This window comes from Leuconostoc sp. XM4, from assembly GCF_055698815.1.
Genome location: NZ_CP134507.1, coordinates 1,439,844 through 1,451,767, shown reverse-complemented (window position 1 = coordinate 1,451,767; position 11,924 = coordinate 1,439,844). Strand labels below are relative to the sequence as shown.

Here is an 11,924-nt window from a genome sequence, read left to right as displayed (position 1 = left end):
ATCGTTTTTTTATTGTACTAACCAAACTTGATCACTAATAAAATCAAATGGTTGATGATGTTGATTTAATTTTTTGGGGCGTGCTAGTTTTGCATTCTGCCAAAATAATTGTGAATTGGTTGCGCCATTTTTTTCACCAATGACAATAAAATCACCATTAAAGTGTTGCGCACGTAGGCCTTGTAGAACTTGCCAGTCCGTTTCATCTGTATCAGGTGCCCAGCTTAGAATAACCACATCATAGGACATTGCTTTTATAGCTTCCAATGCATCTAAACAGATAACTTCTGTCCATAAATCAGGATGCTGTATATCTTGACCGTGCCAGTCGAAGTTATCTGTTGCGATGACGTTATTGCCAAAAAGGCGCAATTGGCTAGAAATAACGCCATTTCCTGACATGATTTCTAAAACTCGTCGGCCATCAATAAATTGATTTAAATCCGATAACCAAAGCTTATTTGGCAAATGCCAGACGCCAAAAGACTTAATAATTGTTTGTCGAAATTCAGAAAGTAAATCATCAAGAGGCATCAGTCGTAAATCGGATAGAATATCTTGACTAGAAAAACTAAGCTGAGGTAGGGGGTTTTCGGGTAAAGTATGCTGAGCAAGGGACTGTAATGCCTTACGAGCTGCATTTATTTTAACCAACGTATCTGGGCTGTCAGAAAATTGCTGAGCATATTGCGCTAGTTTAATCTTCATCGTCATTTGTTACATCACGTCGATGGTTTACCTTGGTACCGTCCTTACTAATATGTATGTTGAAATGTTTACCATTTCTAACAAACTCAAATTCGTTATCTTTGATATTTTTTCTGAAACGCCAAAATGCAACTAAGCCAATAATGCCAGCAACAGCAGCTATAATTAAGGCAACGAAGAGTGCAATGCCAATAATGCTAAGTACGACCGGAACTGCTACGCCAATAATTGTTAAAATGACAGGAATCAAAATTAACAGCCCAATAATCGCTGTAACCACGGCCCCAATAAATTGAAATATCTGTTTCATAATATTTTTCCTCCTTGTTTATTATACTATAGTTTTGGAGAGTTTTATTAGATTTATAAAAAAGTATTGACATATAAATGTTATTAGGGTATATTATTACTCATAGAAACAAGCGAGTAATTCGCTCAAAAAATGGAGACGCATCATGGCTAAAAATGTACAAGCACATCAAAATAACGCACTCCTCCTCAACCTCCTTCTCATTTGAGTCTAGTAGGTTGTTATTTGAGCAATAATCAGCTACTAGACTTTACTAAAAGAGTCAGAGTAGCTGGTTAGGTAGGAAACGTCCTAACGAGCAATCGTTGGGACGTTTTATTTTTCTCAACGATTGTTAGTAGCTCATATTGGAATTAAGTTATTAAACAGGAGAAATAACATGGCACAAAACGCAATTACACCACAACATAAAATTGATACAGATCAAATTAAAGAAAAAGTAGCTCAAGAAAAAGAGTCAGTTCGTGACACTGTTTATAAAGTCAGTGCAGCTGTCTCAAACGCCATTTTGGTTACCTTGGGTATGGGATTGTTGCTGCAGACGATTGCAGGATTCATCCACTGGGCACCGATGGTCCAAATGGGTGCAATCACTAAAATTATGTTACCAGCAGCATTTGGCGCCGCGATTGCATCACAAATGAAAACGAATACAATGGTTATGTTTAGTGCGATGGCTGCCTCAGCGGTTGGTGCCAACGCTGTTTTCTTCACAGATAAAGCCGTGGAGGGTGTAACAGCAACCGGATACGCTGGTGCACAAGCTGCTGGTTCAGCCATAATGACCACTGGACAACCAATTTCAGCTGTTATGGCTGGTGTGATTGCCGTATTGTTTGGTAAGTGGTTGAGTGGTAAGACACCATTAGATATGGTTATTGTACCAGCGGCGACCACAATTGTTGGCACGGTGTCAGGGTACTACTTGGCAGCTGTTACGACACCGGCATTGGTCGCAATCGGAAAGTTTATTGCTTCGAGTGTTGCAGTTAATCCAATTATTGGTACAGCCATTGTTGCAATGGCCTTTGGTGCAATGACCATGACACCAGCCTCCGCAGCAGCTTTAGCTGTGGCAATTGGTGCAACAGGTGTAACTTCACCAGAGGCTGCAGGAGCAATCTTAATCGGTACAACGGCTGTATTCGTTGGCTTCCCTGCAATGTCATTTCATGAAAATAAAATTGGCGCAACAATTGCTCAAGGTATTGTTACACCAAAAATTCAATTTCCAAATTTGACTGAAAATCCTGCCTTGATTATTCCACCAATGATTGGCGCAGCAATTGCTGCACCAATCGCAACAATCGCGTTTAATGTTACTGCACCTTTCTCAATGGCTGGTATTGGATTTAATTCATTTATCGTTCCGTTGGCATTGGCTGGTTCAAATCCTGCTGCATTTGCTGCTTACATGATTATCGGTGTAGGTGTTCCCGTGATTGTTTCATTTGTTGGTTATCGTTTCATGCGTAAAATGGGTTGGGCAAAGCCACAACAATTGCACTTGGAGATGATTTAATATAAAAAAGCATGAGTCGCTAATTGAGACATCATGCTTTTTTATTTTGTGTATGTTGAGCGATAGGATAAGTTATTTGGCCCTTTGAGCCAGTTAAAGTGTTTTAATGGATTTGATTTTACGCCCCAAATATCGAGTAACGCTGCAATTGCAATATGAACAGGAGCCTGAGCATCAAATGTGACATTCAATTGATTATATAGACCATCTGGTCGATTTTCCGGTTTCACACTAAGCAATTTTTTGGTATTGTGGTATATGAAGTATCGATTTGCAATGAAATTACCAGATATTAACCAGCTTAAATGTCGAACATAAACAAAGTCACTAATATGGCCTAGTGTAAAACTAATTGACCCGACGATATGCCCACGGTAGTTGAGGGTAAATCTTGGTATAATACCATAAGATGTTTGGCGGATGCGCACCAAAACGCGACCGGACATGTCTTGAACTTGAATTTCGTCAGATTTTTTACCAGAACGGCCAGACACTAAATAAGACGCTTTAAAATCTTGGTCGAAAACAATGTTGACGCCATCATTAATACTATGTCGTTGACGTAAGTAATATTTTGTCATTTGCAAACCTCGTATTCAATTACAAGTTTATCACGAAAGAAGAAGAAAATGCCATTATCACATACAACTTGGGCACCAGCTGTTAAAGCCAAGTTAAATCCTGAGTATTTAAAACAAGTCGCGCAGTTTATTCAATCAACTTACCGGGAAGATGCTCATATTTTTCCACAGCAAAAAAATATATTTGCTGCTCTTGAGAAAACACCTTTGCCTGAGACGAAAGTGGTCATCATGGGGCAAGATCCATATCACAATATTGGTCAGGCCCAAGGATTGAGCTTCTCAGTTCCTGAAAACGTGCCAGCACCACCTTCCTTACAGAATATTTTAAAAGAGCTTTCGACAGATGTTGGGCCTCGTCAATCACATGATTTAACCAGCTGGTCCACACAAGGTGTATTGCTACTAAATGCTGTCTTAACAGTTCCAGAAGGGCAGGCTAATGCGCACCAAGGGAAAATTTGGGAGCCGTTGACGGACAGTTTGATCCAAATTGCTTCTGAAGATGATGCACCGAAAGTTTTTATTTTGTGGGGAAAGTTTGCCCAATCGAAACGTCAATTTATTGATGAGTCTAAGCATCTCGTCTTAATGAGTGCCCATCCAAGCCCACTATCAGCTTACCGTGGCTTTTTTGGAAGTCAACCGTTCTCAAAAGCAAATCACTTTTTAGTTGCTAAGGGGCGACAACCTATTGATTGGCTGAAATGAGTGAATAAATTCACAAATATTGCTAAATACACAGACTTTTGTGTAGTTGTCTGTTACAATTAAATTGTAAATAATTAATTCGTAGCAGCGAATTTGGAGGAATTTATGGAACTTTTTGAGCAATTAAAAAATAAAATTACCGGTCAAAATAAGACAATTGTATTTCCGGAAGGTGAAGATCCCCGTATCCAGGGCGCAGCTATCAGATTAGCAGCTGATAATTTGATCGAGCCAATATTATTGGGGGATGCACAGGAAATTTCAAAAACTGCCCAAGCCCATAACTTTGATTTGTCGAACATAGAGACGATTGATCCTGCTTCATATGATGAGAATGAATTGGCAAAATTAAATGCGACACTTGTCGAAAGGCGCAAAGGGAAAACAGACGCTGAGACAGCTGCCAAATGGCTACAAAATGTTAACTATTTTGGGACAATGCTGGTTTATACTGGCAAAGCTGACGGTATGGTGTCAGGCGCAGTACATCCAACTGGTGATACAGTTCGTCCTGCGTTGCAGATCATTAAAACGGCGCCTGGCTCATCACGTATCTCTGGTGCATTCATTATGCAAAAAGGCGAAGAGCGTTATGTATTTGCGGACGCTGCCATTAACATTGACATTGATTCGGACACGATGGCTGAAATTGCAATACAATCAGCCCACACAGCTCAAGTGTTTGATATTGAACCAAAAGTTGCGATGCTTTCATTTTCAACTAAGGGCTCCGCGAAATCACCCTTGGTCGATAAGGTGGCAACTGCCACTGCATTGGCTAAAAAGTTAGCACCTGAACTGGCGGACTCAATTGATGGAGAGTTACAGTTTGATGCTGCGTTTGTTGAATCTGTTGCTGCCGCAAAGGCGCCTGATTCAAAAGTCGCAGGTAAAGCGAACACATTTATTTTCCCAAGTCTAGAAGCAGGTAATATTGGCTATAAAATTGCACAACGCTTGGGTGGGTTTGAAGCGATTGGACCTATTTTACAAGGCTTAGCAAAGCCTGTTTCTGATTTATCGCGAGGAGCCAATGAAGAGGATGTTTATAAAGTAGCTATTATTACTGCTGCGCAAGCATTATAAGTATATAAAAAAAGACCTAACTGAAAAGTTAAGTCTTTTTTTATGCGGATAACAGGAATCGAACCTGCACGGTGTTGCCACCATACCGACCTGAACGGTACGCGTCTGCCAGTTCCGCCATATCCGCGGTTCAACTTTTTTATTATACCTGAAAAAGTAAGGGTTGACAAATTTTTCTGGTATAGTACTATTAAATTATTCAAAGAAGCAGGGATGTATTATGAACAAATTATTCTTCAATCAAACATCATCCTCCACTCGACCACTCATGTGATCGGGATTCTTTGCGTACAGATAACGTAGAAATGACGGACAACATGGGTGTGTATACTTGTGTTGTCTTTTTGTATATTGAAAGGGATTTTTAATGACAAACTATAATTTTTCTGCTGGTCCAGGTGTTCTACCGACGCCAGTTCTCACTAAGATTAAAAATGAATTCATCAAAAATGAATTTACGCATATGTCCATCATAGAAATCTCGCATCGCTCCACGCAATTTGAAGAAATCATTAACAGCGCTGAAGAACGTTTGCGTGATTTAATGAATATATCAGATGATTATGGTGTTGCATTTATTCAGGGTGGGGGATCCACGCAATTTGAAATGTTGCCACTTAACTTTGCCAATAATAAGAATAGAATTGCTGTTTTAGATTCAGGTAACTTTGCCTCAAAGGCAGCGCAGGCAGCAGTTACTATTGGGAAACAAGCAACAATTTTGGACAGCTCCAAAGTGGATCATTATCATCATTTACCTATGTTATCTACAGATTTCAACGCCGATGAGTATGATTACCTACATCTAACGACCAATAACACAATCGAGGGTGCTACTTACCACCAATCGATTTTGCCTAAAACCGTTGGTCGATTAACAGCAGATATGAGTTCAAATATTTTGGCAGAGCCATATGATGTCAATGATTTTGATGCTATTTTTGCGGGGGCGCAAAAGAACCTTGGGCCAGCTGGTGTTACGGTTGCTATCGTCAAAAAAGATTGGTTAAAAGAACAAAATATTGAAAATGTAGGTTCAATGTTGCGTTATCAAAACTACTTGGACAAGCATTCAATGTATAATACACCGCCAGTATTTTCGATTTACGCTCTGAACTTAGTACTTGAGTGGGTACAAGAGCAGGGAGGCGTTGACAGTATGTATGCGCAAAATATTGAGAAGTCTTCAAAATTGTATGATTACCTAGATAACTCTACATTTTATCATGCATTGGTTGATGAATCGGCACGTTCACTGACAAACGTTGTCTTTACTACAGCAGACTTAAAACGAGATCAAGCAATAGCCAAAGACGCAACTAAAGAAGGTTTATTTAATTTAAGTGGTCATCGGTCGGTTGGTGGTTTCCGTGCTTCATTATACAATGCACAACCTATTGAAGCAGTTGATGCCTTAATTACATTTTTGAAGAAAGCAGAAAATAATTACAAATGACAAACATTAAAACTTATAATGCTATTAGTTCTAAAGGACTGGACTATTTGAAAGACCATCACTACGACATTAACGGTAATGATGCGCCAAAAGGCATCTTGTTACGTTCACAAAATTTACACGATGAACCAATCGATGATAATGTTCGTGCCATTGTTCGTGCTGGTGCTGGCTTTAATAATATTCCTGTTGAGGAATTATCAAAACGTGGTATTGCTATTTTTAATACGCCTGGTGGGAATGCAAATGCCGTGAAAGAACTAACAATTGCATCACTAGTTTTGGCAGCACGACCAGTAGTTGGTGCTATACAATTTGCTAATGATACACGGGGCGGGGATGTGTCTTTGCGCACTGAGTCAAATAAAGGTGGTTACCGTGGCACAGAACTAGCAGGAAAGAAACTGGGTGTTATTGGGTTAGGAAACGTTGGATCAAAAGTTGCTAACACCGCCTTAGCTCTTGATATGGACGTTATTGGTTATGATCCTGGGTTGAATGCCAATACAGCTTGGCGTGTCGATCGTCATATTGTTCATGCAAGAAGTGTTGAGGAAGTATTAGAGCAAGCCGACTATGTGACTGTTCATATTCCATTAGAAGAGAAAAATCGTTATTTCATTGATGCGGATAAATTGCATCTGATGAAGCCAACGGCTGCGTTACTCAACTTGTCAAGAGGCGGCATTGTTGATGATGAAGCTGCAAAGGAAGCGTTGGATAATGATCAGTTACGTGTCTATATCACTGATTTTGCTGACAGTGTTTTGTTTGATAATCCTAAGGTTATTATTACGCCGCATATTGGTGGATCAACTATTGAAGCAGAGGACACGAGTGCTTTGATGGCTGCACGTCAACTAGATGAGTATTTAACAACAGGAAATATTGTAAATTCAGTTAATTATCCAGATATTAATGAACCATTCACGACTAAGTATCGCGTTGGTATTATTCACGAAAATGTGCCGAATATGTTGGGACAAATTTCAAAGTTCTTTGGTGATCATAATATCAACATTGAACAGTTAAGTAATCGTGCTGTTGGAAATTATGCCTATACAATGGTGGCAATTAACGACTTTACTGAAGAACAACAAGAGTTGGTAAAAACGGCTTTGGATGAAATTCCACACGTTATCTTAACTCGTCGTTATGTTAACCCAAGAATATAAAGAAGGAAAAACCAAAATGACTAAAGAATTACAAGAATCAGCAATCACAACGCTCGCACGTCGAGGTGTGACTACCAATGATATCGCCGAAGGCACACGTACATTTTTGAGTAACAAATACAAAGATACCATTAATGAAGAAGTATTGGCCAAATCTATTGCACATGTTCTTTACAAAGATGAAGTAGCTGATATTATTTTGACTGCGATATACCTTGATGAGCAAGCAGAAGTTATGCCCGATGACCAACCCTTAAAAGCACGCTTGCAACGCGATGCCAATGGTCATAATGTTGATGAAATTTTGGCAATTGCAATTACGCAACAATTTTCTGCGGCTGCAACAGTGCATTATGGTTTGTTAGATGACCTAAAGCCAGGGTTAATTGGAGAAATTAACGACAAGACCGATAGCATTAATGTTTACTTAGACGATATTTTGGCAGCATTGATTGCCAGTTCAGCAATGTCATATTTGGAGCTTTTGGGCGGTAATCAATATTAATGATTTAAACTGTGCTTACTGGAAATTGTAGTTATTTTTTGTTAAAATAGAAGCGTTATTCATTAATTTCAAGGAGATGACACAATGTCAGGACATAGTAAATGGCATAACATTCAAGGTCGTAAAAACGCCCAAGATGCTAAGCGTGGTAAAATTTTTCAAAAGATAGCGCACGACTTATATGTTGCTGCAAAGGCCGGCGGTGCAGATCCAGATATGAACGCGTCATTGCGATTAGTTGTTGAAAAAGCTAAGGCCGCTAACATGCCTAAGGAAAACATACAACGTGCGTTAGATAAGGCTTCTGGCGCAAATGGCGCTAAGTTTGAAGAAGTCACTTACGAAGGGTATGGTACTGCTGGGGTAGCTGTTCTCGTCGAAGCGTCTACAGATAATATTAACCGCACGGTATCAAGTGTTCGTAACTCATTCAAGCACGCTGGCGGTGCATTGGGAACTTCAGGATCAGTGGTATTTCAGTTTGATCGCAGGGGTTATCTTGCTATTGATCGTAGTGCGTTTCCCGATCTAGACGAAGACACAGTGCTAGAGGCTACGTTGGAAGCAGGTGCGGAGGACGTGCAAACTTCTGATGATGTTTTTGAAATCTATACAGAGCCAGCTGATTTCCAAGCTGTTGAATCGGCTTTGACAGAAGCTGGATATGTTTTTGAAGACGCAGAAGTGACAATGATCGCTCAAAATCCAATGGACATTTCAGAAGAAGATCGTGAGAAGTTGGATAAGTTAGTCGATGAATTAGAAGATAATGAAGACGTTTTGGCAGTTTACACAACCGCTGATTAGGTAGGTAAAATACATCAATGGATGTATTTTTTTTTACAATTACTTTCAAAAAGGACAATAATTGTCTTTCATATTTAGCTGAAAGAGCAATAAACTAAGACATACACTATAAATGTTAGAAATAATTAGTAATATTCTCAAAATATAATTTATAATTATGGTAAAATGGATAAGTAAAAAGCGATTAACGTATTTAATGTTCGTTTTTTACTAAAAAAGCAACATTGATAGAGGGACACTCACGGATAGGTGCAAACAGATTAACTATTTTTTGTAATAGTTAGTTTTCTCCGACAAGCCTATCCCGTCTGAAAGCAGCTATTAGTGTTATAGGAGAAAAAATATATGTCTGGTGTAATTGTTGTTGGTTCGCAATGGGGTGATGAAGGAAAAGGAAAGATCGTTGACTTTTTCGCGGAACATGCGGACGCAGTAGTGCGTTATCAAGGTGGTAATAACGCAGGACACACAATTTGGCATGGTGATACAAAATTTGAGTTATCAGCATTGCCATCAGGAATTGTCACAAAGGGACAACTTGCTATTTTGGGTAACGGTGTGGTTATTAATCCAGAAGCATTGTTAGCAGAAATAAAAGAAGTTGAATCTCAGGGTGTTACAGTTGAAAATTTGATTATTTCAAATCGTGCGCATGTGATTATGCCTTATCATATCGCATTAGACAAAGCATCTGAAACAGCATCAAATAATCGTATTGGTACAACAAAAAAGGGTATCGGCCCAGCTTATACAGATAAAATTTCACGTGTTGGTATTCGTGTTGCTGATTTAATTGACCCTGAAATTTTTGGTAAGTTATTAAAAGAGTACTTACCATTCAAGAATGCGCAATTAACCAAGTTATATGGTGAAGAAGCGCTTGACTATAATGAAATATATGATAAATATGTTGAATATGGTCGTCAATTGGCACCGTATGTCACTGATACATCTTACTTACTTGGTCAACAAATGAAAGAAAACAAACGTGTAGTTTTCGAAGGAGCCCAAGGGGTCATGTTAGATGTAGACCACGGCACATACCCATTTGTTACTAGTTCAAATCCAACTGCTGGTGGCGTTATGAATGGCGCGGGTGTAGGGCCAAAGCAAATTCAAGATGTTGTGGGCGTTATTAAAGCTTATACATCACGCGTTGGCTCAGGACCATTCCCCACAGAATTGTTTAATGATACAGCGGACCATATTCGTGAAATTGGTCATGAATACGGTGTTGTGACAAAGCGCCCACGCCGAATTGGTTGGTTAGATGCTGTTGCATTGCGTCATGCAGTGCAAGTATCTGGCTTAACGAAACTAGCTATTAATTCATTAGATGTTTTATCTGGGTTAAAAGAAGTTAAAATTGCAACATCATATACTTATAAAGGTGAAGAAATTCATCATTTCCCAGCATCAGATACTTGGTTCCAAGGACTAGATGTTAATTTTGAGACATTGCCTGGTTGGGATGAAGATATTACTGATGTCACGAAGTTTGACGAATTACCAATTAATGCACAAAACTATTTGAAAAGAATTTCTGAATTATTGGAAGTTGATCTATTAAGTTTCGCTGTTGGCCCTAAGCCAGAACAGACACATTTATTGCGCCCAGTTTGGGAATAAACAGTACAATTAATAAAGCAAATAAGATGAATAAATTCGTCTTATCTGCTTTTTTTTTATTAAATATACAATAAAATAGCATATATTCACTTTTATACTGTATATAAACGAAATATTATTGCATATTTAATCAAACGGGGTTAATATATAATCATCGAATAGCTAAAGAAAAAATGATGAGGGCAAAATTATGACAGACACATTAGTATTAGCATACTCCGGCGGTTTAGATACTTCAGTAGCCATTCCTTGGTTAAAGGATAAAGGGTACGATGTTATCGCAGTTGTTTTGGACGTTGGGCAACATGGCAAGAATTTAAATGAAATTCAAGCAAAAGCCTTAAAAGTTGGTGCCAAACAATCAATCGTTATCGATGCAAAAGCTGAATTTGCAGATAAATATGTTGCACCAGTTATTAAAGCTAACATGATGTATGAAGGCGAATATCCAATGGTATCAGCCCTGTCTCGTCCATTAATCATCAAAAAGTTAGTTGATATCGCACATGAAAATGATGCCGTTGCGATTGCGCATGGCTCAACGGGTCATGGTAACGATCAAGTACGTTTCGAGGCCGCAATTCATGCATTGGACCCTGACATGAAGATTGAAGCACCCATTCGTGATTTCCAGTGGTCACGTGAAGAAGAGATTCAATATGCACAAGAACATGATGTTCCGGTACCTATTGATTTAGATTCACCATACTCAATTGATGAGAACTTATGGGGACGTGCCAATGAAGCTGGTATCTTAGAAAACCCATGGAACCAAGCGCCAGAAGATGCATTTGCATTAACAACTGCCATTGAAGATGCACCAGATACACCAGAATTTATCGATGTTACTTTCGAAGCTGGTGTGCCAGTTGCGCTTAATGGTGAAGTATTGTCATTAGAAAAGCTCATTGTGGCGGTTAATGAGATTGCTGGAAAGCATGGTATTGGCCGTATCGATCATATTGAAAATCGTTTGGTTGGTATTAAGTCACGTGAGATTTATGAAGCACCAGCTGCAGCTGTACTGATGACAGCACATAAGGATTTGGAAGATTTGACGCTAGAACGTGATGTTGCTCATTTCAAGCCAATTGTGGAACAACAGCTAGCTAATTTGGTTTATGAAGCGAAGTGGGTATCACCATTGTTTGATAGTTTAATGGCCTTTATTGATAGCACACAACAAAATGTCAATGGTGTGGTTAAGATGAAGTTGTTTAAGGGTAATGCCACTGCGGTTGCCCGCCAATCTGAACACAACTCACTATACGATGAAGATTTGGCAACATATACATCATCATCATCATTTGACCAAGCATCTGCGGTAGGCTTTATCAAATTGTGGACACTAAGTAATACGGTTTATGAACAAGTCAACCATGTCCATTCACAAGCGAAAAAGAACACAGTGAAATAAAAAATACGAGCCTAGCT

Annotated in this window: 12 protein-coding genes and 1 tRNA gene; 9 read left to right on the top strand and 4 right to left on the bottom strand. The window is 39.0% G+C overall.

The genetic code is table 11. The features are described from left to right. Positions 1-9: 9 nt before the first annotated feature. Together RHP64_RS07345 and RHP64_RS07340 are read right to left on the bottom strand one after the other, a co-directional pair. Complete coding sequence (locus tag RHP64_RS07345; RefSeq protein ID WP_011680151.1) at positions 10-714, bottom strand: methyltransferase domain-containing protein; 705 nt, start codon at positions 712-714, stop codon at positions 10-12. Beyond that, positions 698-1,018 (bottom strand): hypothetical protein, encoded by a 321-nt coding sequence (locus RHP64_RS07340; RefSeq protein WP_011680150.1) that lies wholly within the window; start codon positions 1,016-1,018, stop codon positions 698-700. The genes RHP64_RS07345 and RHP64_RS07340 overlap by 17 nt, the downstream gene beginning before the upstream one ends. A gap of 379 nt (positions 1,019-1,397) precedes the next feature. On the opposite strand from RHP64_RS07340, the gene RHP64_RS07335 reads away from it, so the two are divergent. Further along, positions 1,398-2,540 carry a PTS sugar transporter subunit IIC gene (locus RHP64_RS07335; RefSeq protein ID WP_011680149.1) on the top strand — a complete coding sequence of 381 codons (1,143 nt, stop codon included), beginning with the start codon at positions 1,398-1,400 and terminating at the stop codon, positions 2,538-2,540. A 41-nt stretch (positions 2,541-2,581) separates the two neighbouring features. On the opposite strand, the gene RHP64_RS07330 is transcribed toward RHP64_RS07335, so the two are convergent. After that, positions 2,582-3,121, bottom strand: coding sequence for an LURP-one-related/scramblase family protein (locus RHP64_RS07330; RefSeq protein ID WP_010294919.1), 540 nt, complete (start codon positions 3,119-3,121; stop codon positions 2,582-2,584). 48 nt (positions 3,122-3,169) lie between these two features. Here RHP64_RS07330 and RHP64_RS07325 point away from each other — a divergent pair, with 48 nt between their 5' ends. Both RHP64_RS07325 and pta read left to right on the top strand, forming a co-directional pair. Continuing rightward, positions 3,170-3,832, top strand: coding sequence for a uracil-DNA glycosylase (locus tag RHP64_RS07325; RefSeq protein WP_011680148.1), 663 nt, complete (start codon positions 3,170-3,172; stop codon positions 3,830-3,832). 105 nt (positions 3,833-3,937) lie between these two features. Continuing rightward, positions 3,938-4,918, top strand: a complete 981-nt coding sequence (gene pta, locus RHP64_RS07320) for a phosphate acetyltransferase (protein ID WP_011680147.1) — start codon at positions 3,938-3,940, stop codon at positions 4,916-4,918. 43 nt (positions 4,919-4,961) lie between these two features. On the opposite strand, the gene RHP64_RS07315 is transcribed toward pta, so the two are convergent. Continuing rightward, positions 4,962-5,045: transfer RNA gene (locus RHP64_RS07315), tRNA-Leu, on the bottom strand. Positions 5,046-5,285: 240 nt separating this feature from the next. Between RHP64_RS07315 and serC the strand changes: the two genes are divergently transcribed. From serC to RHP64_RS07285, 6 genes are all read left to right on the top strand, one after another. After that, the gene (gene serC / locus RHP64_RS07310; protein WP_025268302.1) at positions 5,286-6,374 is read left to right on the top strand and encodes a 3-phosphoserine/phosphohydroxythreonine transaminase; all 1,089 of its coding nucleotides are present in this window, start codon (positions 5,286-5,288) and stop codon (positions 6,372-6,374) included. Beyond that, positions 6,371-7,549: a 3-phosphoglycerate dehydrogenase family protein gene (locus RHP64_RS07305; protein ID WP_025268301.1), complete on the top strand. Its 1,179-nt coding sequence runs from the start codon at positions 6,371-6,373 to the stop codon at positions 7,547-7,549. Before serC ends, RHP64_RS07305 begins: the two co-directional genes overlap by 4 nt. Before the next feature lie 16 nt (positions 7,550-7,565). After that, complete coding sequence (locus tag RHP64_RS07300; RefSeq protein ID WP_025268300.1) at positions 7,566-8,054, top strand: phosphatidylglycerophosphatase A family protein; 489 nt, start codon at positions 7,566-7,568, stop codon at positions 8,052-8,054. Positions 8,055-8,138: 84 nt separating this feature from the next. Next, complete coding sequence (locus tag RHP64_RS07295; protein WP_462785004.1) at positions 8,139-8,861, top strand: YebC/PmpR family DNA-binding transcriptional regulator; 723 nt, start codon at positions 8,139-8,141, stop codon at positions 8,859-8,861. 345 nt (positions 8,862-9,206) lie between these two features. Next, positions 9,207-10,490 carry an adenylosuccinate synthase gene (locus RHP64_RS07290; protein ID WP_011680143.1) on the top strand — a complete coding sequence of 428 codons (1,284 nt, stop codon included), beginning with the start codon at positions 9,207-9,209 and terminating at the stop codon, positions 10,488-10,490. Between the two features lie 190 nt (positions 10,491-10,680). Further along, complete coding sequence (locus RHP64_RS07285; RefSeq protein ID WP_011680142.1) at positions 10,681-11,907, top strand: argininosuccinate synthase; 1,227 nt, start codon at positions 10,681-10,683, stop codon at positions 11,905-11,907. Positions 11,908-11,924: the final 17 nt, after the last annotated feature.

What these genes read in the sequence shown, in the direction of transcription:
- RHP64_RS07345 (WP_011680151.1), bottom strand. Translation starts at nt 714, where the DNA reads ATGACGATGAAGATTAAACTAGCGCAATATGCTCAGCAATTTTCTGAC.
- RHP64_RS07340 (WP_011680150.1), bottom strand. Translation starts at nt 1,018, where the DNA reads ATGAAACAGATATTTCAATTTATTGGGGCCGTGGTTACAGCGATTATT.
- RHP64_RS07335 (WP_011680149.1), top strand. Translation starts at nt 1,398, where the DNA reads ATGGCACAAAACGCAATTACACCACAACATAAAATTGATACAGATCAA.
- RHP64_RS07330 (WP_010294919.1), bottom strand. Translation starts at nt 3,121, where the DNA reads ATGACAAAATATTACTTACGTCAACGACATAGTATTAATGATGGCGTC.
- RHP64_RS07325 (WP_011680148.1), top strand. Translation starts at nt 3,170, where the DNA reads ATGCCATTATCACATACAACTTGGGCACCAGCTGTTAAAGCCAAGTTA.
- pta (WP_011680147.1), top strand. Translation starts at nt 3,938, where the DNA reads ATGGAACTTTTTGAGCAATTAAAAAATAAAATTACCGGTCAAAATAAG.
- serC (WP_025268302.1), top strand. Translation starts at nt 5,286, where the DNA reads ATGACAAACTATAATTTTTCTGCTGGTCCAGGTGTTCTACCGACGCCA.
- RHP64_RS07305 (WP_025268301.1), top strand. Translation starts at nt 6,371, where the DNA reads ATGACAAACATTAAAACTTATAATGCTATTAGTTCTAAAGGACTGGAC.
- RHP64_RS07300 (WP_025268300.1), top strand. Translation starts at nt 7,566, where the DNA reads ATGACTAAAGAATTACAAGAATCAGCAATCACAACGCTCGCACGTCGA.
- RHP64_RS07295 (WP_462785004.1), top strand. Translation starts at nt 8,139, where the DNA reads ATGTCAGGACATAGTAAATGGCATAACATTCAAGGTCGTAAAAACGCC.
- RHP64_RS07290 (WP_011680143.1), top strand. Translation starts at nt 9,207, where the DNA reads ATGTCTGGTGTAATTGTTGTTGGTTCGCAATGGGGTGATGAAGGAAAA.
- RHP64_RS07285 (WP_011680142.1), top strand. Translation starts at nt 10,681, where the DNA reads ATGACAGACACATTAGTATTAGCATACTCCGGCGGTTTAGATACTTCA.